Source organism: Streptomyces sp. NPDC057302 (assembly GCF_042667685.1).
GTDB lineage: Bacteria > Actinomycetota > Actinomycetes > Streptomycetales > Streptomycetaceae > Streptomyces.
The window spans coordinates 16,852-39,389 of sequence record NZ_JBHUZJ010000078.1 but is presented as its reverse complement, the minus strand read 5'-3'; the positions used below and the strand labels follow the sequence as shown (position 1 = coordinate 39,389).

Below are 22,538 nucleotides of genomic sequence, written 5' to 3'. Positions count from 1 at the left end.
ACCGGCGGCGTCCGGGACCCATCACCGCGGTCCCAGAACTGAGGAAGCCCGCTTGTCCAGCTCGCCCCCGGCCTCCACGGCCTCGCCAAGCTCCGCACCGACGACCAACCGGGTGCGGGTGGCCGTCTCCGCCCCCGACCCGATAAGCCGTGAGGGAGTCATCAGTCAGTTACGCCGGCACCCCGAGGTCGAACTGGACGGGGACTCCGAACCCGTCAGCGTCGCCCTGCTCGTCGAGGACACCCTCGACGAGGCCGCGCTCGCCCGGCTCAGACGCGCGGTCCGCAGCGAGGGCGCACGTGCCGTGCTGGTCGCGGGCACGGTCCGCGAGCACGAGCTCCTCGAGGTCATCGAGTGCGGGGTGGGCGCCATAGTCTGGCGCCACGAAGCGACCGCCCAGCGCCTGGTCCAGGCGGTGCTGACCACCGCCAGGGGAGGCGGCGACCTGCCCGCGGACTTGTTGGGCCAGCTCATCGGCCAGGTCGGGCGCCTCCACCGGGGCAGCGCCGATCTGCAGGGGTCCTTCCTCAGCTTCACCAAACGTGAGGTCGACGTGGTGCGGCTGGTGGCGGAGGGCTTCGACACCTCGGAGATCGCCATGAAGCTGTCGTACTCCGAACGGACCGTCAAGAACGTGATGCACGGCCTGACCACACGGCTTCACCTGCGCAACCGGGCGCACGTGGTGGCCTACGCGCTGCGTGAGGGGTACATCTGACCGGCAGGGCCGCTGCAGATCGTCTTCGAGCTCGATCGACGGCTCGATCAGCCACTGCTGCTGAAGGCCGTCGGACGCCGCGATGAACATCCGCGCGGCGAAGTCGGCGTCCACGTCCTCGGATTCCGCCGCACCTCGTGCCGCCGCGTCGCGGGGCACCATGGGACCCGACGGACCTGGCCCTGCGTCTGCATGCTTGGGCGTGAACGCCTGGGCCTGAAGCGCCCGGTCCTGACAAACCGTCAACATATTGACGCCCATCAGATGAGTGAAATTTTCCGATAAAAACAAAGACGGCTCGCGCGTACGTGCCGTCTCGGCCGCCCCGCGTGGTGCCCTCGTCCCTGATCCGTTCTCCGTCGCGAGCCCGTCGCGACGTCGGTGGAGAGAGGCCGGGGCCCACTCATGCGCAGCCGCAATCGGCAGTACCTGGTGTCCGTCGACCATTTGCGTGCCTACGCCGCTTTGCTGGTGCTCTTCTGCCACGGCACGCAGATGATCTCTCCGTTCCTCAGGGAGATCCCGAACCGGGACCCGCGCGGCTGGCTGTATTCGGACAACCCGCTGGCCACTCTGGTGGTGGAAGGCCATACCGGCGTGGCCCTCTTCATGGTGCTGTCCGGGTTCATCTTCACCGTCGGAACCCTGGGCAAGGACATTCGCTACGGCCCGTTCCTGGGCAATCGGTTGCTGCGCATTTTCCCGCTCTACATCGCGTTGATCATTCTGGGTGTCGGCGCGCACAAACAGGGTGTGCATCTGCCGGCCTTGCTCCAGTCCCTGGGCGGTCTCGGGAATCTGCCCGGCTCCCTCGATCTGGGGGCCGTGTCGAGCATGTGGTGGGCGATCGCCGTCGAGTTGCAGTTCTATCTGCTGTTCCCGCTGTTCAGCAGAGTCCTCACCAAGCACGGCCCGTTGGCTCTGGGCAAGCTGCTGGCCGCCGTCGCCGTGATCCGGGCCTTGGTGTGGGCCTCGGCCGCAGGGCCCATCAACGTGAACTCGATGCTCTATTACAGCCTCGCCGGCAGGATCGACCAGTTCCTCCTGGGCATGGTGGCCGCCTGGTTCTTCGTGCACCATCGGAAGCGGTTCCAGGGACCGGCGAAGGCCGCCGTCGCAACGGCCCTGGCCATCGCCGCCGTCTGGGGTTTCAACCAGACGCACGCCTTCCAGGAAGGGCACGCCTCCCGGCTGCTCTGGGTCGACGTCGAGGGAATCCTCTGGTCCCTGGTGGTGCTGACCTACGTGGCCACCGTCACCTCGACGGGACTCGTGTCGCGAGGCATCGCCAAGGTCGGCGAGATGAGCTTCTCCGTGTATCTGCTCCACTACATGGTCGTCACCATGTTCATCTCCCGCCGCTGGTGGATCGAGCTGACGGGGCGCCCGGTGGTGGATGCCTTCATCACCACGGCAGTCGCCGTTCTGCCCGTCACCCTGATCACAGCCGTGGTCACGTACAACGGCATCGAACGTCCTTTCCTCCGATGGCGGCGCGCCTACCTCCTCACGGACCCGCCCCAGCCGGAGCCGGAGCCGGAGTCCACCGCTCAGCCCCCGGCCCCCAAGGTCGCACTCGTATCGCCCAGGTGAGTCCGAGGGGCGTGCTGCGCCCGCCCCGGCTCCGGGTCCGGGGCCACAGCCGGCTCGGGGATTCCCGTACGCAGGACCCGGTTGACGCGTGCGGTGTCCAGGACGCGTTCCCAGCGGGCGACGACGAGGGTGGCCACGCTGTTGCCCGCGAGGTTGGTCAGGGCGCGGCACTCGGACATGAACTTGTCGATGCCGAAGATGAGCATGATCCCGGCGGCGGGGACGGTGCCGACGGTGGACAAGGTGGCGGCCAGGGCGATGAACCCGGCGCCGGTGATGCCTCCGGAGCCCTTGGAGGTGAGGATCATGACGGCCAGCAGGCCGAGTTGCTGACCGATGGTGAGCGGAGTGTCGGTGGCCTGGGCGATGTAGACGGCGGCCAGGGAGAGATAGATGGAGCTGCCGTCGAGGTTGAAGGAGTACCCGGTCGGCACGGTCAGGCCGACGATGTCCCGGCGCACGCCGAGCCCTTCGAGCTTGGTCATGACGCGGGGCAGGACGCTCTCGGAGGACGAGGTGCCCAGGACGATGAGGAACTCCTCGCGCAGATAACCCAGCAGCCGGAAGACGTTGATCCTCAGCAGGGCGAGAACACTGCCCAGGACGGCTACGACGAAGAAGAGCGACGTCCCGTAGAAGAGACCGATGAGCTGCCCGAGGCTGGTGAGGGTCGAGATGCCGTACGTGCCGATGGTGTAGGCCATGGCGCCGAACGCGCCGACGGGGGCCGCGAGCATGATGTAGTGCAGGATCTTGAAGACGACCGTGCTCAGCCGGTTGATGCCGTCGACCAGCGGCGCTCCCACGGGTCCCACGGCTTTGAGGGCGACGCCGAACAGGACGGCGAAGAAGATGACTTGGAGGATGTTGCCCTCGGCGAACGCCCCGACGGCGCTGTCGGGCACGATGTCGGTGAGGAAGTGCCACCAGCTCTGGTTCTCGCCGTCCTTGACGTACTGGGCGGCATCACCGGACAGCTGGAGTTCGCCGGGGTGGGCGTGGACCCCGGCGCCCGGCCGGAACAGATTGACCGCGATCAGTCCGAGCGCGAGCGCGGCCAGCGTCCCTGCCTGGAAGTAGACCAGGGACTTCAGGCCGACCCTGCCGACCCGGCGCAGGCTGTCGACACCGCCGATGCCGGCCACGATCGTCAGGAAGACGATCGGCGTGATCAGCATCTTGATCGCGGAGACGAAGGTGGTGCCGACCGGTTCCAGGGCCACGCCGGCGGAGGGCCAGAGCCAACCGGTCAGGACGCCCGCGACGATCGCGGTGAGCACCCAGAAGTACAGCTGTTTGTACCAGGGCTTGGGCGGGGGCGGCGTGGCCGGAACCGTGCCGGGTGGGGTGGTTGCGCTTGCTGCCATGGCGTTTCTCCTCGTCGAGGAACGTGGGCTCGGCCGGGACGCGGTGCGAAGCGGCGTCAGAGCAGTTCGAGGAGCTTCTCGGTGAACTCCGTGGTGGTGGCGCTGCCACCGAGGTCGGGGGTGCGTACATCGGTCTTGGCGAGCACCGCGGCGATGGCGTCGGTGACGTCCTTGGCCGCGGCGCCGTGGCCGAGGTGGTCGAGCATCAGGGCGGCCGACCAGATCGCCCCCAGCGGGTTGGCGATGCCGCGGCCCGCGATGTCCGGGGCGGAGCCGTGGACCGGCTCGAACATCGAGGGGAACTCGCGCTCCGGGTTGAGGTTGGCGGCCGGGGCGATGCCGATCGAACCGGCCACGGCGGCGGCCAGGTCGCTGAGGATGTCGCCGAAGAGGTTGGAGGCCACCACCACGTCGAAGCGCGCCGGGTCGAGCACGAACTTGGCGGCCAGCGCGTCGATGTGCTCCTGGTCCCAGGTCACCTGCGGATGCTCGACGCCGCGCTCGGCGACCAGCTCGTCCCAGAACGGCATGGTGTGCACGATGCCGTTGGACTTGGTGGCGGAGGTGAGCCTTCCGCCGCGCCGCGCGGCGAGTTCGAAGGCGTGGTCGAGGACGCGGGTCACTCCGGCGCGGGTGAACACGGCCTCCTGGACGGCCATCTCCTCCGGGAAGCCCCGGTTGAGCCGGCCGCCGATCTCGCTGTACTCGCCCTCGACGTTCTCGCGTACGACGACGAAGTCGACCTCGCCTGGTGCCGCGGCCCGCAGCGGGCTCTCGACGCCCTCGAAGACGCGGATGGGGCGCAGGTTGACGTACTGGCGAAAATTTCGCCGGATGGGGATCAGCAGCCCCCACAGGGAGACGTGATCCGGCACACCCGGGTAGCCGACCGCACCCAGCAGGATGGCGTCCTTGCCGCGCAGTTGGTCGAGACCGTCCTCGGGCATCATCGCGCCCTCGCGGACGTAGCGCTCGCACGACCAGTCGTAGGAGGTGTACGAGAAGTCGAGGCCGTGCCGGGCGCCCACGGCGCCGAGGACCTGTTGGGCGGGCGGCAGGACCTCTGCGCCTATGCCGTCGCCGGGGATGAGCGCGATGTGGTGGTGCGTCGTGGACTGGTCGCTCGTGGACTGGTCGCTCGTGGCGTGGTGAGTCATGGCGTGGTGGGTCATGGCCTGATTGCAGCAATCAGGCCGCGGCACCGTCCAAGACGCTCTGCCGATCTGCCTTATAGGGCGAGCCTATGAGTCTTCGGCTCGGCCGAGTGCGCAGGTCAGGAAGGCCCGTGCGGCAGGCGACTGCTCGGACCGACGGCTGACCAGAGCGATCTGCAGCGTCGTCTTCGGCTCGATGTCCAGCACGCTCGCTCCTGCCCGCTCGGCCATCGCGCGCCAGGACTCGGTCACCACGGCGAGCCCTACTCCGGCGAGCACCAGCGGCAGGATCGCCACCCGGTGCTCGGTCTCCGCCGCGATGGCGAAGGGGATCCCTCTCTCGCGAAGACCGTCGACGTAGGCGCGCATCCCGGTGCCTCGCTGTCCGACGATGAGCCGCTGTCCTGCCAGCTCTTCGCAGGCCACCGGGCTGCCCGCAGGGAACGGCCCGTCGGGCGGAGTGACCAGGACGAATCGCTGCTCACCCACGGCGTGCGCCCTCACCTCCTTCTCGGCGACAGGACCGGACGTCGCGAGAAGTCCCAGCTCGGCGGCGCCGGTGCGCACCATGTCGATCACATCGCGCGAGGTGAAGGCCGCCCGGATGTTCACCGACACCCCGGGATATCGGCCGCTGAAGGCGCGCACCATCGTCGTCAGTGGCTCCACCGCCTGCGACGGCATGGCGGCGATGTCCAGCCGCCCCTCGCGCAGTTCGTGCACGGCGGCAACGCCGGCGCGGGCCGTCTCCAGACTGCGTACGGCTGCCCGCGCGGGCTCGATCAGGGCCGTACCCGCCTCGGTGAGCACCGCCCTGCGGCCGATCCGGTGGAAGAGGCTGCTGCCCAGGTCCCGCTCCAGTGCCCGCACGGCCTGGGACAGCGAGGGCTGAGACAGGTACAGGGCTGATGCCGCCCGGTTGAAACCCCCGTGGTCCACGATCGCGAGGAAGTACTCCAGCTGCCGGATATCCATGACGCCCATCCTCGCCGCCGTCGGCGCTTCGGCCGCCCGGAGGTCTTAGGGATCGGGGCTGGGGCAAGGGCGAGGCCGTCTAAGGTGTCGCAATGCCGCTGCCCGCCGACCCGCCCGCCCTCGACCTCCTCGATGCCCACCTGGACGCACTCTGGGGCGGCGCGGACCTTCCGCTCGACCAGAGTCGGCTCCACCTGGCCCCGGACGGAGCCGACGAGCTCGTCCGCTGGGCCCTCGACCAGCTCCGGAGCATCCCGGCCGACCCGAGGGACGTTTACCGGCGCCGGGTCGGCAGCCTGTTGACGGAGTTCCGCGGCCGCCGCTGCCCCTGGAACGCCGCGGCCCTGCGGCTGTTCGACGTCGTCTACACCTTCACGGCCACCGGTCCCCGCCGGCACGCGGACTGGGCGCACGACGTCCTCGCCGTACTGCACCGCGAGGTCTCCGACCCCCGGGGCTGGATCCGGCTGGACTGGGACCGGGACAGCGACGCCCGCCGCGCCGTGCCCGCGTACCCCTTCGATCCGCCGGCCGCCGCGCAGTTCCCCGCATACCTGCACCCCCTGGAGACGGACGCGGCGATCGCGGCGATCGCCGTCATGACCGAGGAATGGCAGTCGGAACCCGCACCTGTCCGCTCCCGACCGGACCGGGACGCCGTCCTGGCAGACGCCCGGACCCTCCTCGACAGGTACGGCCCCACCGCGCTCTTTTGGACCAACGCGACGACCGCTGCGGGCGACCCGGCCCCGGACTTCCTCGCGGCGGGCCTCCAAGGCACTTGCTCCCACGGTTTCCTCACCTCCGAGTACCTCAACGGCCTCGATCTGTTCGAGGACCTCGGGCTGATCGCCGTGACCGACGACGAGGTGGGCGTGTTCTGGTCGTTCGGGGCCAATTGAGCTCGCCGAGTCCGTCGAGGCTTCTGAACCCTCGGATGGCGCAGTACGCGGATCATCGTGTCGTCGTTAGGCCGGGCGCGCCGGTTCCGCGCCCACGCCGGCCGGAAACCGCAGAGTGACCATGAAGAGTTGGTCAGCAGTTGGTCAGCACACGAAGATCACGCAGAACACGAAGGAGACAGCAGATGCTGTTCGGCAAAGAGCACGTCGAGCGTTATGTCGCGACCGATGGCGAGGAAGGCCACGACTGGCAGAACACCACGGTCCTGATCCTCACCACCGTGGGCCGCAAGAGCGGCGAGCAGCGCAGCACTCCCCTGATCTACCAGCCGTACGGTGACGCGGTGCTCGTGGTGGCTTCCAACGGCGGAGCCGACCAGCCGCCGCTGTGGTACCGCAACATCGAGGCGAACCCCGAGGTCCAGGTGCAGGTGAAGGCCGACCGGTACACCGCCCGTGCGCGTACCGCCACCCCCGACGAGAAGCCGGACATGTGGCGGACCATGGCCGCCACCTGGCCGTCCTACGACGACTACCAGCGCAAGACCGACCGGGAGATCCCGGTGGTCGTCCTGGACCGCGTCTGAGCATCGCTTGAGCAGCGCCTGAGCGCAGGCCACCGGAGTGGATACGTACGCGGCGTCGCGTGCCGGCGTACGTATCCATCGGTCCGGCTCAGCTCACGGGGTGGGGACCTTGTGGACGGTGGTGTCGGCGGGGTTCAGCCGTCGCCCGTCCGCGGACAGCACTTCCAGCGCGCGAAGACCTTGCCCCTGCCGTCGGTCGACCAGCTGTGAGTGCGGTTCGCCGGGGGCGAAGAAGTTCTGCTCGCCCCACTGCCGCAGCGCCACGATGACGGGGAAGAGCGCCTCGCCCTTCGGAGTCAACACGTACTCGCGGTAGGCGCTGCCGTCCGAGGCGGGGACGGATTCCAGGACACCGCCCGCGACCAGGCTGCGCAGCCGCGCGGTGAGGATGTTCTTCGCGACGCCGAGGCTGCGCTGGAACTCCCCGAAGCGCCTGCTTCCGTCGAAGGCGTCCCGCACGATCAGCAGGGACCACCAGTCGCCGATCGCGTCCACCGACCGGGCGACGGGACATTCGCTGTCGTCGAAGCGGGTCCTGGTCACCATGGCATTCCTCATCCTCGCGCTCGAATAGACGGTTGCAACATGCTACCAAGACGGGCTAACGTCGCCGCCATCACTGGTAGCAAGTTGAAACCACATGCGCGGAGGAACGCCGATGCCCGGCAACGGTAAAGCCGTGACACAACACCCCCAGGCCCGCGGCGAGGCGGAAGCTACGGTCGTCCTGTCCCGCGGCGTCGTCCTGCTCTTCGCCGTCGCCTGCGGGGCCGCGGTGGCCAACGTCTACTTCTCCCAGCCGCTCCTGGTGACCGTCGGCCACGACCTCGCCATGAGCCCGGCGCTCGTCGGCAGCGTGGTCACCCTCACGCACGTCGGCTACGGCCTCGGGCTCTTCTTCCTCGTACCGCTGGGCGACATCGCCGACCGCAGACGGCTCGTCGTGGCCCAGTTGCTGCTCCTGGTGGTGGCGCTGGCCGTGGTGACCACCGCGCACACGGCGGCGATCCTGCTCGCGGGCATGGCGGCGACGGGGCTTCTGGCCGTCGTCACGCAGACGTTGGTGGCCTTCGCGGCATCGCTGGCCCCTGCCGACGCGCGCGGACGCGTCGTCGGTCTGGTCACCGGCGGCGTGGTCATCGGCATCCTGCTCGCCCGCACCGTGTCGGGCCTCATGGCCGACCTCGCGGGCTGGCGCTCCGTCTACCTCGCCTCGGCGTCGCTCACCGCTCTGCTCGCCCTGGTCCTGTACCGGGTGCTGCCGCGCCAGGGCGCGGCTCCGGCGGCGACCCTGCGCTACGGACAGCTCCTGCGCTCCACGGTCACCCTCTTCGCGACCGAGCGACTGCTGCGGATCCGGGCCCTGTTCGGCCTGCTGATCTTCGCCGCCTTCAGCACCCTGTGGAGCAGCGTCGCGCTGCCGCTCAGCGAGGCCCCGTACTTCCTGTCCCACAGCGCGATCGGGGCCCTGGGCCTGATCGGTGTCGTCGGCGCCCTGGCCGCGACCGTGGCGGGCCGCCTGAACGACCGCGGACTCTCCCGGCGGACCACCGGCATCGCCCTGGCCCTGCTGACTGCCTCGTGGCTGCCCCTGGCTTTCACCCGCAGCTCACTGTGGGCCCTGGTCGTCGGGGTGTTCCTTCTCGACCTCGCCGTGCAGGCGGTCCATGTCACCAACCAGACGCTGATCTACGCACTGCACCCGGACGCGGGCAGCCGGTTGATCGGCGGTTACATGGTCTTCTACTCGATCGGCAGCGCCACCGGCGCCATCGCCGCGACCTCCCTCTACACGGTGGCCGGCTGGGGCGCCGTCTGCGTACTCGGCGCCTCGTTCAGCTGTCTCGGACTCGTGCTGTGGGCGTTCACCCGGCACAGCCCTCGCGTTCGGTCGGCGCCTGGAACGGGGCGGCCCGAGACGGGCTGATCAACCCTCAGGACAGCACCTTTCCCGGATTGAGTACGCCGTACGGGTCGAGGGCCTGCTTCACCGCCCGCTGCATGGCCATGACCTCCGGTGTGATCTCCGCGGCGAGACCCGGGCGTTTGAGCAGGCCCACTCCGTGCTCGCCGGTGACCGTGCCGCCCAGCGCGATGGCGTCGGCGATGATCTCGGCGAAGGCCGCCTGGGCGCGGGTGCGTGCGGCGTCGTCGCCGGGCTGAGTGATCAGCAGGGGGTGCAGGTTGCCGTCGCCTGCGTGCGCGATGTTGGCGATGAGAATGTCGTGCCGGACGGCGGTCTTCTCGATGCGGCCGAGCATCTCCACGATGCGGTCCTTGGGCACGCAGATGTCCTCGGTCAGGACCGGGCCCAGGCGCTCCAGCGCCGGATAGGCGAGCCTGCGGGCCGCGAACAGGGCGTCCGCCTCGTGCTCGTCGGTGGACCGCTCGGCCCAGGAGGCGCCTGCCTCGCGGAAGCACTCGACCATGCGCCCGGCCTGGGCCGCGCCCGTCTCGCCCGGCTCGTCGATCCGGCCCAGGAGCACCACATCGGCGTCGAGCGAGAGACCCATGTTCTTCCACGCGTCGACGGCGCGCAGGCAGTGCCGGTCGATCAGTTCCAGCGCCGAGGGCGTCAGTCCTGCCGCGGCGACGGCGCGTACGGCGGCTCCGGCGTCGACGACGGAGCCGAAGTGGCCGGCCACCGTGACCGCGGGCGGGGGCAGGGGACGCAGACGGACGGTCACCTCCGTGACGATGCCGAGCGTCCCTTCCGAGCCGACGACGAGTCCCGTCAGGTCGTAGCCCGCGACGCCCTTCGCGGTGCGGCGGCCGATCCGCACAATCTCACCGAGCCCGTTGACCATCTCCAGAGCCAGTACGTAGTCACCGGTGACGCCGTATTTCACGCAGCAGACACCGCCCGCGTTGGTGGCCACGTTGCCGCCGATGGTCGACCACGGGGAGCTGGCGGGGTCGGGCGGATACCAGAGCCCGTGCTCGGCCACCGCTGCCCGCAAGTGGTCGTTGACCACCCCGGGCTGGACGACGGCGAGCCGCTCCAGCGGGCTCACCTCGACGATCCTGTCCATGGCTTCGAGGGCCACGACCACATGCCCGTCCCCCGAGTTGGCGCCCCCGGAAAGACCGGTGCCCGCGCCGCGTGCGACGACGGGGGTGCGGTGACGGATACAGGCGCGGACCGTGTCGGCGACATCTTGGGTGGACGTCGCGCGGACTACGGCCGCGGGGCGACCGCTGGGCGCCCATGCCGCTTGGTCACGGCGGAAGGCCTCGACGCTGTCCGGATCGGTGAGAACCCGGTCGGCTGGGATGTGCTCGAGGATCGCTCGAACGACCGTGGCGCTCATCGTGTGTCCTCTCGGTGGGTTCGCCCCGAGGCGGGCCTTCCGGTGGCGTGCATACCTGTATCCGTCCCCTCTTCGCAGTACCGCCGGGCCGGCGCGGGCGGTGCTGCCGATGTCGATCGAAACACGGTGACGCGGTGATCCGTACGGAGACAATCTCCACGCTCCGTCCCCTGCCACGGAGAGACTCTCCACAGTGGGCTCCTGAGCCCCACTGCATCATGAGGGGGTGCACATCACCGAGAACCGCTGGCTGCGGCTGCTTTCCGAGGCCCCGTCGCCCGACGAGATCGACGCGCTGCGCCTGGCGCTCCTCGACGAGGGGCGGCCCGCGAAGGAGGTCGAGGACTCCGCCGCGCACGCCCGCGAGATCCTGCGGCGCATGACCCGGCAGCAGCGGGAGTCTGCCGAGCTGTCGGCGCTCAACGACCTGGCCCGGCGCCTGGGCGCGTTGACCGCCTCCAGCGGGGTGCTGCGGGAAGTGGCGGCGCACGCGCGGCGGCTGCTCTCGGTCGACCTCGCGTACATCATGGTGCTCCACGACGACCAGCGGCTGCGGATCGAGACCGTCGACGGCTCGATGGGCTCGACGCTGCGGGGCATCGAGCTCGAACCGGGCGCGGGACTTGGCGGACTCGTGCTGCGCAGTGGCGCGCCGCAGTCCTCCGTCCGCTACCGCGAGGACCCCGCCATCACCCGTAGCCCGGCCGTCGACAGTGCCGCGGCGGCCGAGCAGCTGGGCGGGATCCTGGGCGTGCCGATGATCGTCGACGACGAGCCGGTCGGGGTCCTGCTCGCCGCCGACCGCAGCCCGCGCCGGTTCACCGACCGCGAGGTGGAGCTGCTCGCCGCACTGGCGGCCCACGCGGCGGTGGCCCTGCGCAACGCGGCGCTCATCGCGGATCTGCGCGAGGCCAATCTGACGTTGCGGCACAGCGATTCCCTGCGCCGGGCGGAGGCGGAACTGCGCGACAGGCTCACGGACGTCGTGGTCGGCGGGGGCGGCTATCGCGAGGTGGCGCGGGCCATCACCGGCGCCACCGGCCTCACGGTGTCGGTACTCGACTCGCACGGCGACCTGCTCGCCGGGCCGCAGTGCGCACGCCCGCGGCCCTGGACCGGCGACGAGCCGCGGTCCGCACGCCGGTTCGAGCACGACGGTCACCACGGTGTGGCGCTGCCCGTGGTGGTGCGCGGGGGCCATGCCGGTTCACTGGTCGCGACCGGGGAGCAGGCGTTCCACGACGAGGACGTACGGCTGCTGTCGATCGGCGCCGTCACCGTGGCGCTGGTGGCCGCGCTGGAACGCTCGGTCCTGGAGACGCAGTTGCGCACCCGCGGGGAGGTGCTGACCTCGCTGCTCTCGGCCGAGGCCGACGAGGCCGGGGTGCGGCGCCGGGCGCTCGGCGCGGGCATGGACGTCGACTCCGTGGCGGCGGTGGCCGTAGTGGATGCCCGCGAAACCGACCACACCCCCGACCAGATCGCCAGGCTGGTGCAGGAGACATCGGGCTGGAGCGCCCAGCTGGGCGACCAGATCACCTTCCTGGTGCCGGGTCTCGACCTGGCCGCGCTCAGGGCGCTGGTGGAACCACGCGGTCTCGCCGGACCCGTGGGCCTGGCCGCGTGCGGGCGCGGTGTCGCGGAGATCCGCCGGGCGCACCGGGAGGCGCGGCAGACGGCGACGATGCTGCGGGCGCTCGGTCGGCACGGCGCGGTGGCCGAGCCCGCCGAACTGGGCGCCTACCGCTCCCTGTTCACCCAGGCGGGCACCGACGACGCCCAGGTGTTCGTCCGCAGGACGGTCGGCCCGCTGCTCGACCATGACCGCCAGCGGGGGCGGGGAGGTGACCTGGCGGCCACGCTCTCGGTGTACCTGGCCAACGCGCAGCACCACGCCCGCACCTGTGCGGACCTGCACATCCACGCCAATACGCTCTACCAGCGCCTGAACCGGGCCGACGACCTCCTCGGCGGCGGCTGGCGCGGCGCGGACCGGGCCCTGGACATCCAACTGGCCCTGCGCCTGCACGACTTGACGGACAGACGTGCCTGACCTGAGGGATCAGGCCCCAGCTCACCCCCGCCTCCGCAACGGCCCAGGCTCCTCGAACACCTAGGCTTCCGCACATGCTGAAGCTCGGAATTCCCGTCGTCGGTGTCACCGACCTCCCCCGTGCCGTCGCCTTCTGGACACAGGCGCTGGACCTGGTCGCCACCGAGGAGTGGAAGAACGACACGTGGCGGACCCTCAATCATGCCGACGGCTCCGGCAGGGCTCTCGCCCTGGCCCACAGCGCGTCACCGGTGGAGTCCCGGCCGCGTCTCCACCTGGACCTGTTCACCGAGACCAGAGAGGAGCAGCAGGCAGAGGTCCGGCGCTTGATCTCCCTGGGTGCGCAAGCCGTCGCATGGGACCTGTACCCGCCCGACCCCGATTTCGTCGTACTCGCCGACCCGGACGGCAACATCTTCTGCGTGGTCGACCTGAGCCACGCACCCAGCGGCAGCAACCGGCCGCCGCTCTGATCCCGCCCCGCTCCGCCTGACCCCCCGTCACGAACCGACGGACCTCTGCGTGGTCGAACCCGCAAGGGCTGCCGTCTCACCGCCCTTCGCCGACGGCGTCTCGCGCAGCAGCGCCGCCCCCACCCCGGCGGCGACCATCACGATGCCGACGATCCACAGCCCGGTGTCGATGTCCCCGGTCGCGTCGCGGGCCCACCCCGTCACGTACGGCGCGAGGAAGCCCGAGGCGTTGCCCAGGGTGTTGATCAGGGCGATTCCCGCCGCGGCTCCCGCGCTCGTCAGGACCGTGGGCGGGAAGTGCCAGAAGACCGGCAGTGCGCAGAAGATGCCGATCGCCGTGACGGTGACCATGATCATGACCGCGTACGGCGAGTCGAGGTACAGGGCGACAGGGATCGTCAGGCCACCCACGATGGCGGGCCCCGCCAGATGCCAGCGCCGCTCCCCCGTGCGGTCCGAGTGGCGGCTCCACAGGATCATCGCGATCGCTCCGGCCACGAAGGGCACGGCCACGACGGCGCCGGTCTGGACGAGGGTGAACTCCGTGTCGAACCGCTCGGAGAAGCCTGCGACCAGTGTCGGCCCGAAGAACGAGAGGGCGTACAGGCCGTACACGACCCCGAAGTAGATGCCGCCCAGGGCGAGCACTTTGCCGCTGAGCAGGGCCCGCCAGGCGGAGCCCTCGGCCGCGGGCGCGAGTTCGGCCCGTTCGGCTTCCAGGGCGGCGGTGAGCGCACGGCGTTCACCGGGGGTGAGCCACGCGGCGTCCTCGGGCCGGTCGGTGAGGTAGAACCAGCAGACCACGCCGAGCAGCACGGCCGGCACGCCCTCCAGCAGGAACATCACGCGCCAGCCGTCCAGTCCCATGAACCCGTCGAGGTACGTGATGATCGCCGTGGACAGTGGCGCTCCCAGGGCGCTGGACAGCGGGATGGCGACCAGGAACGCGCCGATCAGACGCACGCGTTCGGCCCTCGGCAGCCACCACGTCAGATACAGCATGATCCCCGGGAAGAAGCCCGCCTCCGCGACGCCGAGGAGCACGCGCACCCCGTACAGCTGCCCGGCCGACTGCACGAAGGCCATCAGCATCGCGCACAGACCCCAGGTCACCATGATGCGGGCGATCCAGCGCCGCGCGCCGAAACGGTGCAGGGCGAGGTTGCTCGGCACCTCGAACAGCAGGTAGCCGATGAAGAACAGCCCCGAGGCGAGCCCGAACATGGTCTCCGTGAGTCCGAGGTCCTCGCTCATCGTCAGCTTGGCGAAGCCGATGTTCGTGCGGTCCAGATAGTTGACGAAGTACACAAGTCCCAGGAAGGGGATGAGCCTTCGAGCGATCTTGCGCAGTGCGCTGCGGCGCAGTCGCAGTGTCTCGGCTTCCGTCATCGACGACTCCTCATGTCCCTGTGCTGGGTGAACGACCGTTCCGCCAGGTGAGCCCCAGGTGAGCCCGCTCACCGTAGGCAGGCCGATTCGGCGGGGACAGGGAGAAGTTCTCCCGGCTCGTCGCGCATCGATGGAGAAACCGTCCATCCCCGAGGGCCCTCGCACCTCACTACCGTCCGGACGGCTGCGGAATGCGCCGACCGGTAAGGAAGTGGGAGCGATGGGGCCAGGAAAAGCACTCAGGACAGCGCAGCGGGGCACACCGCGGACGGCTCTTCACCACGCGTGCAGGACGGCGGCCGCCGTCATGGCGGGCGTGGTCGTCGGCCTGGCCTGTGCCGCGGATCCGCCCACGGCGGCGACGTCGGCGGGGAGTGCGGCCACCGCGACGCGCAAGCACACCCCCGAGGTGCGGCGGGCTCTCGATGACGCCACCCGCGCGACCCGCACCACGCCGTTCCTGCAGAACGCCCGCGTCGAGTGGTGCCGTCAGATCGAGACGGTCTCGCCGACGGGCAATCCGCCCGAGTGGGTCGAGCAGTTGACCGACCGGGACACGGGATACAACGGCGAGCGGATCTTCGAGAACGTCGTGTTCCTCGGCTATCCGGGCACGAGCGCGTACGCGATCAGGACCTCCGAGGGCATCGTCCTCGTAGACGCCCTGTGGAACGAGGCCGACGCACGCGACGTCATCGTTCCGGGCCTGACCGCCGCGGGCCTCGACCCGAAGGACATCACGCACGTCGTCCTCACCCATGAGCACGAGGACCACTACGGCGGCGCCACCTACCTCAAGCAGACCTACGGGGCGAAGATCGTGGCCGGCGCGGCGGGCGAGGCCGCGCTGCCGGCGACGCTGAGGCCGCTGGACCGCGCGATCTCCGGGCCGACCACGCTCTCCTTCGGCACCACCCGGATGCACCTGCTGCCCACGCCGGGGCACACACCGGGCACGGTGTCGATCACCGTGACGGTCAGGGACTTCGACGGCCGCCGGCATGTCGCCGGCTTCTGGGGCGGCACGGCCCAGCCCGCCACGCTCGAAGGGCGCCGGCAGATGGCCGCGTCCCTGACCGCCTTCCGCGCGGCGGCCCAGAAGCAGCACGTCGATTCCGTACTCAGCACCCATCCGTTCCTGACCATGGGCACCCGCAGCATCGACACCCTGCGGGAACACGGCACGCAGCCGAACCCGTTCGTGATCGGCGAGCAGGAGGTGCGGCGGAACTTCGCGGTGACGGCGTCGTGCGTGAAGGCGGGGGTCTTGCAGAAGCAGAGGTGACAGAGGTGACGCAGATGAGGGCCACCGGCTCGGCGACCCGCTGCGCGCCCGGACGGGCGATGGCCCCGTCCCACTCCGGATGTGGAACTGTCGTGTGGGGATGCCGTATGCCGAAACCGTACGCCGTCGAGCCCGTTGGGCCCGGAGAGGAGGTTCCTCCCGGGCTCCCGCCCTCGTAGACGGAGTAAGGCCATGGCTACGCCCAACGACTCCCTGCTGAGCCTGATCCGCGAGGCCGGCTGGACGTACGAAGCCCTGGCCCACCGCGTCAACGAGGACGCGCGGCGGCACAAAGTGGGCACCACGTACGACCGGACGACGGTGGCGCACTGGATCCGCGGCTCCCGCCCCCGCCGCCCGGTGCCTGAACTGCTGTGCGGGCTGTTCACCCAGCGGCTCGGGCGGCTGATCACGCCGGTGGAGCTGGGGCTCGCCGATGGCCGGCCACCGGCGCGGAAGGACGCGGCCTCGCTGATCGCCGCCATCCCCGGCCTCGACGCAAGCGGCGTACACGGCGGTGTCCGCGGCGGTGTCCAAGGCGACGAACCGCCCTCCGAGCGCGTGCCGGGGCAGCGCGCCCGTCCCTCCAGCGAAGGCCTGCCGGTTCCGGCGTCGCACGAGCAGGTGTGGCGAGGGGCGGAGCGATTCTTCGTGCAGCAGACGGGCGCGCTGGGCGGGCGGCGCACCGAGCCGGTGCTGCTGGCCTACCTGCGGTCCACCTTCGGTCCCGCGGGCGGCGCCCTGGTCATGGCGACGGAGTCCAGGGCGGGGTTGGCGCATGCCGCCCGGACGGCCGTTCTCCTGGCCGGCAGTTATGCCGACGCGTGCCGCACCCAGGAGGCGGAGGGGGCGCTGACCGCCGCCGAAGCGCTCGCCGACCACGCACAGGACAGGCCCGTGCAGGCCATCGCCCTGCGGCAGTTGAGCGAGAACGCCCTGCTGCAGGGCGTGACTCCTCTAGCGTCGGGGTACCTCGACCGCGCTCTGGAGGTCTCCCGCCACGCGCCCCAACCGGTGCGTGCGTACGTCGCCGCGCAGGCCGCCCGGGTGTGCGCGGCGCGGCGCGAGCGGCGGGCGGCCCTGGAATGGCTGGAGACCGCGTCCCGGTTGCTGCCGCACTACACCGGCGGCGAGGAGCCTTTCGCGGTCTATTCCACGGCGTCCCTGCACTACCAGCGGGCCGCCGTCCTGGTCCGTGTCGGTGAGCCGCGTGAGGCCCATGCGGCGCTGACCGCCTCGCTCGACGAGCGCCCTTCGCAGGAATCGCGCGCCGTCCTGTTCAGCCTGCTGGCCCGAGCCCGGCTGTACCACGCGGAGGGCCGCCGCGAGGAGATGTGCTCGGCGGTGGCCGCCGCCGAGCAGATGAACGTCACCATCGCTTCGGTCAGCGCCGCTCGGGAGATCGCACGCATCCGCTCCGTACGACAGGCCTGAACCACGCGCCCCGCGTCGTGCCGCTGCAGGGACGCGTGTCGGACGTGCGCGTCGCGAACGGGTCGCCGAGCATGGAGACATGACCGATCCCTGGCTCGTAGCGCAGCTCCTTTCCGTTGTCACAGCCGAGGGGGACAGGAGCTCCGCGCCCGGGATTCAACACGTTCAACATCGACCCGGGGCGTGGCGCGAACCTTGCCGAACGAGCCGGTCGTTGACTGACCGGAGCGGTGGCGATTCTGATGCCCCCCGCCCCTGTCCCCGGCGGCAGGCCGGCACCGAAATGGCCGCAAATCTTCACCCCTTGGCGTGACTCCCGTTCGGCGCAGCGGCCGTAACGTTCCTGCAGGAGCCCTCTTGAGCTGCGCGATCGCCTCGGGTTGGCGCATCTAGGTCTTTCGTTCGAAGAACAGCCCATTCTTGCCAAGATCCTTTGCGCCCATAAGGTCATGCCGATTCCAGCAGAACGCGATCCCGGGTGAGGTGTGGGTGTCTGGCGAACTCTTGTGTACGGCAAGGGAGTTGAAGCTCCGTGGTGCGACGGGGTGCGGGCTGCGCGCGGTGTGCCGCGGCCCGGTCGGCGGCGCGGAGAGGGCTCCCTGGTGACGCTGTCTCGTACACGCGGGCGGCCGGGCGTAGAGCGAACCGCTGTGCTCGAAGGCCTGGCCGGTGTCGTGCCGCCGCGTGCGGTGAGCAACGACGAGCTCCCGGCCGCATGGGAAACCGACGACGCATGGGTACGCCGTCGCACCGGCATCGGAACCCGCCACTGGGTCGGGCCGGGGGTATCGACCGGAGACCTGGCCTTCGAGGCGGCGGGGCGCGCGCTCGACGTGGCGGCAGCCGCGCCGGTCCATCCACTGGGCGCGGCCACCGCTCCCCGCGTCGACGCGGTCATCGTGGCCACGTCCACCCCGGACCGGCCGATGCCCGCCATGGCGCCGCAACTGGCGCACCGGCTCGGCCTCGGCGAGGTCGCCGCCTGGGACGTCGCCGCTGCGTGCAGCGGATTCGTCTACGCGCTGGCCACCGCCGCCGGTGCGATCGGGGCCGGTATCGCCCACCGGGTCCTGGTCGTCGCCGCCGACGTGTACTCCACGCTGATCGCGCCGGAGGACCGTGGCGCGGGCGTCGTCTTCGCGGACGGCGCGGGGGCGGTGGTGCTGCGCCGGGGCGAGTACGGCGAACCCGGCAGCGTCCTGGGTTTCGACCTGGGCAGCGACGGCGCCGGGCATGAACTGATCGAAGTGCCGGGTGGTGGCGCGCTGGCACGTTCGGCGCCCCACCGGTACACCACGGCGGACCTGCACTTCCGGATGCGGGGACGCGACGTGTTCCAGCATGCCGTCACCCGTATGACGCTCTCCTCGCAGGTGCTGCTCAAGAACGTCGGCTGGTCGGTGGAGGACGTCGACCGGTTCGTCGCGCACCAGGCCAACGCGCGGATCCTGAACGCGGTGGCAGACCGCATCCCCGTACCCGCCGACCGGCAGGTCGCCAACATCGACCGGGTCGGCAACACCGGGGCCGCTTCCATTCCGCTGGCGCTCGCCGACGCGGCCGGGAGCGGCCGGCTCCACGCCGGGGAGCGCGTCCTGCTCACGTCCTTCGGGGCCGGGCTCACCTGGGGCTCCGCCGCCTTGCTGTGGCCCGACCTGGCCCCGGTTCCGTCGGTCCACGGCGCCGCCGCCGGCCCGCTGCGTTCCCTCTGAGCGGCGGTTCTCGCGCAGTCCCCGCTCACCCCCCTCAACACCCCCTCAACACCCCCTCAATACCCCCTCAATACCCCCTCAATACCCCTGAATATCCCCGCATCCCCTGAAAGGGCACAGCCATGCCTTCGTCTTCGGTCGACACCGCGATCCACTCCGTACTGACCGGGAAGTTCGAGGTTCCCCAGGACCTCATCCGCCCCGAGGCCACGCTGGAGAGCCTCGACCTCGACTCCCTCGCCCTGGCCGAACTCGCCCTGGCCCTGCAGGAGGAGCTGGCCGTCGAGGTGCAGGAACACGAGGCGACGAAGAGCACCACGGTCGCCCAGCTCACCGCCGCCCTGGCCGCCAAGCGCACCGCGGCAGGGGTGCTGTGACGACTGACGGCCGTGCGGTCGCCGTCACCGGCCTGGGGCTCATCACCCCGGCCGGTGTCGGTCGCGACGCGACCTGGGAAGGCGTACTGCGCGGCGAGTCCGCCGCGGCCCAGGACCACCAGCTCAAGGGACTTCCCGTCGACTTCTCCTGCCGCGTTCCGGCGATGACGCCGGAGCAGGGCAGGATCGGCGGCGGCAAGGCCTGGCGGATGGGGCGGTTCTCCCAGCTCGCCGTGCTCGCGGCGCGCGAGGCGGTGGCCGACGCGGGCCTTGATCCGACCACATGGGACGGCGCCCGGGTTGCCGTCGTCATCGGTTCCGGCCTGGCCGGCGCGGCTCATCTGGAGGAGCAGACCCTGCGCCTGCAGTCGGGCGCCGACCTGGTGTCCCCCGTCCTGATCCCGATGCTGATCTCCAACATGGCCGCCGGTGAAGTCCTCCTCGACCTGGGCGCGCGCGGCCCGTCCCTGGCGACGGAGACGGCCTGCGCATCGGGGGCCAGCGCCCTGGCCGTCGCCCGTGACCTGCTGCTCTCCGGCGCATGCGACATCGCGGTGGCCGGCGGCGCCGAGGCCGCAATCAGCCCCGTGGTCACCACCGGCTTCCAGCGGATGGGCGCTCTCTCGGCCCGGACCGACGATCCCGCGAGGGCGTCCAGGCCGTTCGCCGACGACCGTGACGGCTTCGTCATCGCCGAGGGCGCCGCCATCCTCGTACTCGAACGCACCGAGGACGCGCGGGCACGCGGCACGCGGCAGTACGCCCAGCTGGCCGGCGTCGGTCTGAGCTCGGACGCCCACCACCCCACGGCGCCCGCCCCCGGCGGCACGGTGGCGGAAGTGGCGCTGCGCGGCGCGATCGGCGGGGCCGGGCTCGTGCCCGCGGACATCGATCATGTCAACGCCCATGGCACATCGACCCCGTTGAACGATCGGACCGAGGCCGAGCTGATCGCGCGGGTGCTGCCGCAGGGGCCCACCGTGACCTCCGCCAAAGGCGTCATCGGACACAGCCTCGGTGCGGCAGGGGCCATCGAGGCTGCCCTGACGGCCCTGACGATCCATCACTCCACCGTTCCGCCCATCGCCAACCTCACGACGGACAACCTCGGGTTCCCCCTGGACTGCGTGGTGGACCGGCCCCGGCAGCAGACCGTACGGGCCGCGGCCAGCCATTCGTTCGGCTTCGGCGGACACAACGTGGTCCTCGTCCTGCGCGCGCCCTGAGCGGCGCCGTCCCCCGCCCTCGCCGAACCGTCGCCCCATCCCGTCCCGCACATCACCATCCTCAGAAAGTCACCTCCCCTGTGACCGTGTACAGCGCGCTCGCCCACGCGAGCGTCCACATTCCCCCCGGCCGGCAGACCGTGACCGAGACCGAGGACCGATTCCGGGCCCACAATCCCGGCATCGCCCTGTCCCCCGGTGTCCTTCGGCACATGTACGGGCTCCGTGAGCGCGCCGTGGCACCCGCCGACGAGCAGCCCTCCGATCTCGCCGCCCAGGCCGCCCGCAATCTGTTCGACGAGCACGGCACCGGCCCGGGGGACATCGACCTGCTGCTGTTCGCCGGCATCCTCGCCGACATGGAGGAACCGGCCACGGCCCATGTCGTCGCCGCCAAGCTGGGTCTCGGCTGTCCCGTCTTCGATCTGAAGAACGCCTGCAACGGCGTGCTCAACGCCTTGGAGGTCGCCGACTCGTTCATCAGGTCCGGCCAGTACCGCCGCGTCCTCGTCACCACCGGCGAGGTGAGCACGCGGGAGAGCCGCTGGTCCTTGGACGACGCCGCCGACATCCTGCACGCGCTGCCCAGCCTGAGCACCGGCGACATGGGCTCCGCCGTCCTGGTCGAGGCCGCCGATCGTCCCGGCATCCTCGGCAGCCGCTTCTTCGCCAACTCCTGGGGCTGGCAGGCCGCCACCCTGCCCAACCCCTACGCCCAGCACCGCACCCTGGGCCGGCTGCGCATCGACTCGGCCGCACTGGTGGCGTCCTTCGAGGGCATGCCCGAGAAGGTGCGCGGCGCCCTGCACGACTTCGGGGTGAAGGCCGGTGACCTGGACCTCGTCTGCGTCCATCAGCCGTCGGTGGCCTTCACCAAGGTGGCCTGCGACTGGGTCGGGGTGGACCCCGAGCAGATCCTGGTCACCTTCCCCAGCTACGGCAACGTCGCCACCAACACCCTTCCCCTCCAGCTGGCCACCGCCCTCAAGAGTGGCCGGCTGCAACGAGGCCACCTGGTGGGCCTGTTCGGATTCGCCAGTGGCGCAAGCAGCGGCCTGGTCCTGTGCGAGTGGTGACCCCACTCCGCGCTTCTGCCCGGCTTCCCCTCCCTTTGTTCTTGTACGGAGTCGTACGATGCCCCTCTCCTCCCCCGCTCTGACTCTCACCGCCGATTCTTCCGACACCGAGCCCCGCATCGCCCCCGTCCCCCCGGAGCAGTGGCCGAGCGCCCTGCGTGCGGTGCTCGACGCGTCCCGCAAGGACGGGCCGGGCCGGGTCAACCTGTTCGGCACCCTCGCCCACCATCTGCCGCTGGCCGAGGCGTGGTTGGCGCTCGCCCGGGTGCTCACTCACGACGGCACCCTGACCGCGCGCGACCGCGAACTGGTCATCCTGCGCACCGCCCACCGGCTCGACTGCGCCTACGTCCACGACCGCCACACCTCCCAGGCCCGGACCGCCGGACTGCGCCCCGACGAGACGGCCGCCACCGCGGCCCCCCTGGACGCACACGGCTGGGACCCCGACGACCTGGTGCTGCTGCGGGCCGTCGACGCACTGGCCGAGCGCGCCGACGTACCGGATGCCCTGTGGGAGCCGTTGGCCCGGCGCCTGCGCCCTGATCAGCTGGTCGAACTCCTGCTGCTGGCCGGGCAGTCGGCGACGATGTGCATGACGCTGCGCACCCTTCGGACGCTGCCGGACAGCACGGGGTCCGGTGGCCCACGGGCCGCCGAAGCGTCGCACGCGCCCCGAACCGATGCCGCGGCGGACCAGGTCTTCGACGTACGCATCGAACGTGAGCTGTGCTGCAGTTCGGGCCAGTGCGTCAGCACCGCTCCGGGCGTTTTCGAGCAGTGCGACGACGACGGTCTCGTACTGCTCCGCCCCGGGCACCAGGCGTCCGTAGCGCAGAGCGGTGTCCGGCTGGCCGCCGCGCTGTGCCCCGGTGGGGCGATCACCGTCACCTCAAAGCCATAACC

At 70.7% G+C, this 22,538-nt stretch carries 20 protein-coding genes; 14 read left to right on the top strand and 6 right to left on the bottom strand.

Annotated elements, in window-relative coordinates; genetic code table 11:
- Window positions 1–52 precede the first annotated feature (52 nt).
- A complete protein-coding gene (locus ACFUPX_RS35885; RefSeq protein WP_383332376.1) occupies window positions 53–718 on the top strand; it encodes a LuxR C-terminal-related transcriptional regulator in 666 nt (221 codons plus the stop codon).
- Window positions 719–1,123: 405 nt separating this feature from the next.
- Window positions 1,124–2,311, top strand: a complete 1,188-nt coding sequence (locus ACFUPX_RS35880) for an acyltransferase family protein (protein ID WP_383332374.1) — start codon at window positions 1,124–1,126, stop codon at window positions 2,309–2,311.
- Here the strand turns inward: ACFUPX_RS35880 and dctA are convergent.
- From dctA to ACFUPX_RS35865, 3 genes are all read right to left on the bottom strand, one after another.
- Window positions 2,269–3,678, bottom strand: a complete 1,410-nt coding sequence (gene dctA / locus ACFUPX_RS35875; RefSeq protein ID WP_383332372.1) for a C4-dicarboxylate transporter DctA — start codon at window positions 3,676–3,678, stop codon at window positions 2,269–2,271. The two genes, ACFUPX_RS35880 and dctA, sit on opposite strands and share 43 nt — an antisense overlap.
- Before the next feature lie 56 nt (window positions 3,679–3,734).
- Window positions 3,735–4,835 (bottom strand): tartrate dehydrogenase, encoded by a 1,101-nt coding sequence (locus ACFUPX_RS35870; protein WP_383332394.1) that lies wholly within the window; start codon window positions 4,833–4,835, stop codon window positions 3,735–3,737.
- An 84-nt stretch (window positions 4,836–4,919) separates the two neighbouring features.
- Entirely contained in the window at window positions 4,920–5,807 is an 888-nt protein-coding gene (locus tag ACFUPX_RS35865; protein WP_383332370.1) for a LysR family transcriptional regulator, read from the bottom strand.
- A 92-nt stretch (window positions 5,808–5,899) separates the two neighbouring features.
- On the opposite strand from ACFUPX_RS35865, the gene ACFUPX_RS35860 reads away from it, so the two are divergent.
- Window positions 5,900–6,709, top strand: a complete 810-nt coding sequence (locus ACFUPX_RS35860; protein WP_383332368.1) for a hypothetical protein — start codon at window positions 5,900–5,902, stop codon at window positions 6,707–6,709.
- A 185-nt stretch (window positions 6,710–6,894) separates the two neighbouring features.
- A complete protein-coding gene (locus ACFUPX_RS35855; protein WP_383332366.1) occupies window positions 6,895–7,296 on the top strand; it encodes a nitroreductase family deazaflavin-dependent oxidoreductase in 402 nt (133 codons plus the stop codon).
- 93 nt (window positions 7,297–7,389) lie between these two features.
- On the opposite strand, the gene ACFUPX_RS35850 is transcribed toward ACFUPX_RS35855, so the two are convergent.
- Entirely contained in the window at window positions 7,390–7,842 is a 453-nt protein-coding gene (locus ACFUPX_RS35850; protein WP_383332364.1) for a winged helix-turn-helix transcriptional regulator, read from the bottom strand.
- A gap of 112 nt (window positions 7,843–7,954) precedes the next feature.
- On the opposite strand from ACFUPX_RS35850, the gene ACFUPX_RS35845 reads away from it, so the two are divergent.
- Window positions 7,955–9,223 carry an MFS transporter gene (locus tag ACFUPX_RS35845; protein ID WP_383332362.1) on the top strand — a complete coding sequence of 423 codons (1,269 nt, stop codon included), beginning with the start codon at window positions 7,955–7,957 and terminating at the stop codon, window positions 9,221–9,223.
- A 7-nt stretch (window positions 9,224–9,230) separates the two neighbouring features.
- Here ACFUPX_RS35845 and ACFUPX_RS35840 read toward each other — a convergent pair whose 3' ends face one another.
- Window positions 9,231–10,607, bottom strand: a complete 1,377-nt coding sequence (locus tag ACFUPX_RS35840) for an FAD-binding oxidoreductase (RefSeq protein WP_383332360.1) — start codon at window positions 10,605–10,607, stop codon at window positions 9,231–9,233.
- A gap of 226 nt (window positions 10,608–10,833) precedes the next feature.
- On the opposite strand from ACFUPX_RS35840, the gene ACFUPX_RS35835 reads away from it, so the two are divergent.
- Both ACFUPX_RS35835 and ACFUPX_RS35830 read left to right on the top strand, forming a co-directional pair.
- Window positions 10,834–12,660, top strand: a complete 1,827-nt coding sequence (locus tag ACFUPX_RS35835; RefSeq protein ID WP_383332358.1) for a GAF domain-containing protein — start codon at window positions 10,834–10,836, stop codon at window positions 12,658–12,660.
- A 74-nt stretch (window positions 12,661–12,734) separates the two neighbouring features.
- Window positions 12,735–13,133 carry a VOC family protein gene (locus ACFUPX_RS35830; RefSeq protein ID WP_383332356.1) on the top strand — a complete coding sequence of 133 codons (399 nt, stop codon included), beginning with the start codon at window positions 12,735–12,737 and terminating at the stop codon, window positions 13,131–13,133.
- Between the two features lie 27 nt (window positions 13,134–13,160).
- Here the strand turns inward: ACFUPX_RS35830 and ACFUPX_RS35825 are convergent, their stop codons facing one another.
- Entirely contained in the window at window positions 13,161–14,522 is a 1,362-nt protein-coding gene (locus ACFUPX_RS35825; RefSeq protein ID WP_383332354.1) for an MFS transporter, read from the bottom strand.
- Window positions 14,523–14,829: 307 nt separating this feature from the next.
- Between ACFUPX_RS35825 and ACFUPX_RS35820 the strand changes: the two genes are divergently transcribed.
- From ACFUPX_RS35820 to ACFUPX_RS35790, 7 genes are all read left to right on the top strand, one after another.
- Window positions 14,830–15,807, top strand: coding sequence for an MBL fold metallo-hydrolase (locus tag ACFUPX_RS35820; protein ID WP_383332352.1), 978 nt, complete (start codon window positions 14,830–14,832; stop codon window positions 15,805–15,807).
- 192 nt (window positions 15,808–15,999) lie between these two features.
- Window positions 16,000–17,241: a hypothetical protein gene (locus ACFUPX_RS35815; RefSeq protein ID WP_383332350.1), complete on the top strand. Its 1,242-nt coding sequence runs from the start codon at window positions 16,000–16,002 to the stop codon at window positions 17,239–17,241.
- A gap of 650 nt (window positions 17,242–17,891) precedes the next feature.
- Window positions 17,892–18,953: a beta-ketoacyl-ACP synthase 3 gene (locus ACFUPX_RS35810; protein WP_383332348.1), complete on the top strand. Its 1,062-nt coding sequence runs from the start codon at window positions 17,892–17,894 to the stop codon at window positions 18,951–18,953.
- Window positions 18,954–19,075: 122 nt separating this feature from the next.
- Window positions 19,076–19,330 carry a phosphopantetheine-binding protein gene (locus tag ACFUPX_RS35805; protein WP_383332346.1) on the top strand — a complete coding sequence of 85 codons (255 nt, stop codon included), beginning with the start codon at window positions 19,076–19,078 and terminating at the stop codon, window positions 19,328–19,330.
- Window positions 19,327–20,556, top strand: coding sequence for a beta-ketoacyl-[acyl-carrier-protein] synthase family protein (locus ACFUPX_RS35800; protein WP_383332344.1), 1,230 nt, complete (start codon window positions 19,327–19,329; stop codon window positions 20,554–20,556). Before ACFUPX_RS35805 ends, ACFUPX_RS35800 begins: the two co-directional genes overlap by 4 nt.
- Window positions 20,557–20,636: 80 nt before the next feature.
- Window positions 20,637–21,632 (top strand): 3-oxoacyl-ACP synthase III family protein, encoded by a 996-nt coding sequence (locus ACFUPX_RS35795; RefSeq protein ID WP_383332342.1) that lies wholly within the window; start codon window positions 20,637–20,639, stop codon window positions 21,630–21,632.
- 58 nt (window positions 21,633–21,690) lie between these two features.
- Window positions 21,691–22,536 (top strand): carboxymuconolactone decarboxylase family protein, encoded by an 846-nt coding sequence (locus ACFUPX_RS35790; protein ID WP_383332340.1) that lies wholly within the window; start codon window positions 21,691–21,693, stop codon window positions 22,534–22,536.
- The last annotated feature ends 2 nt before the right edge of the window (window positions 22,537–22,538 follow it).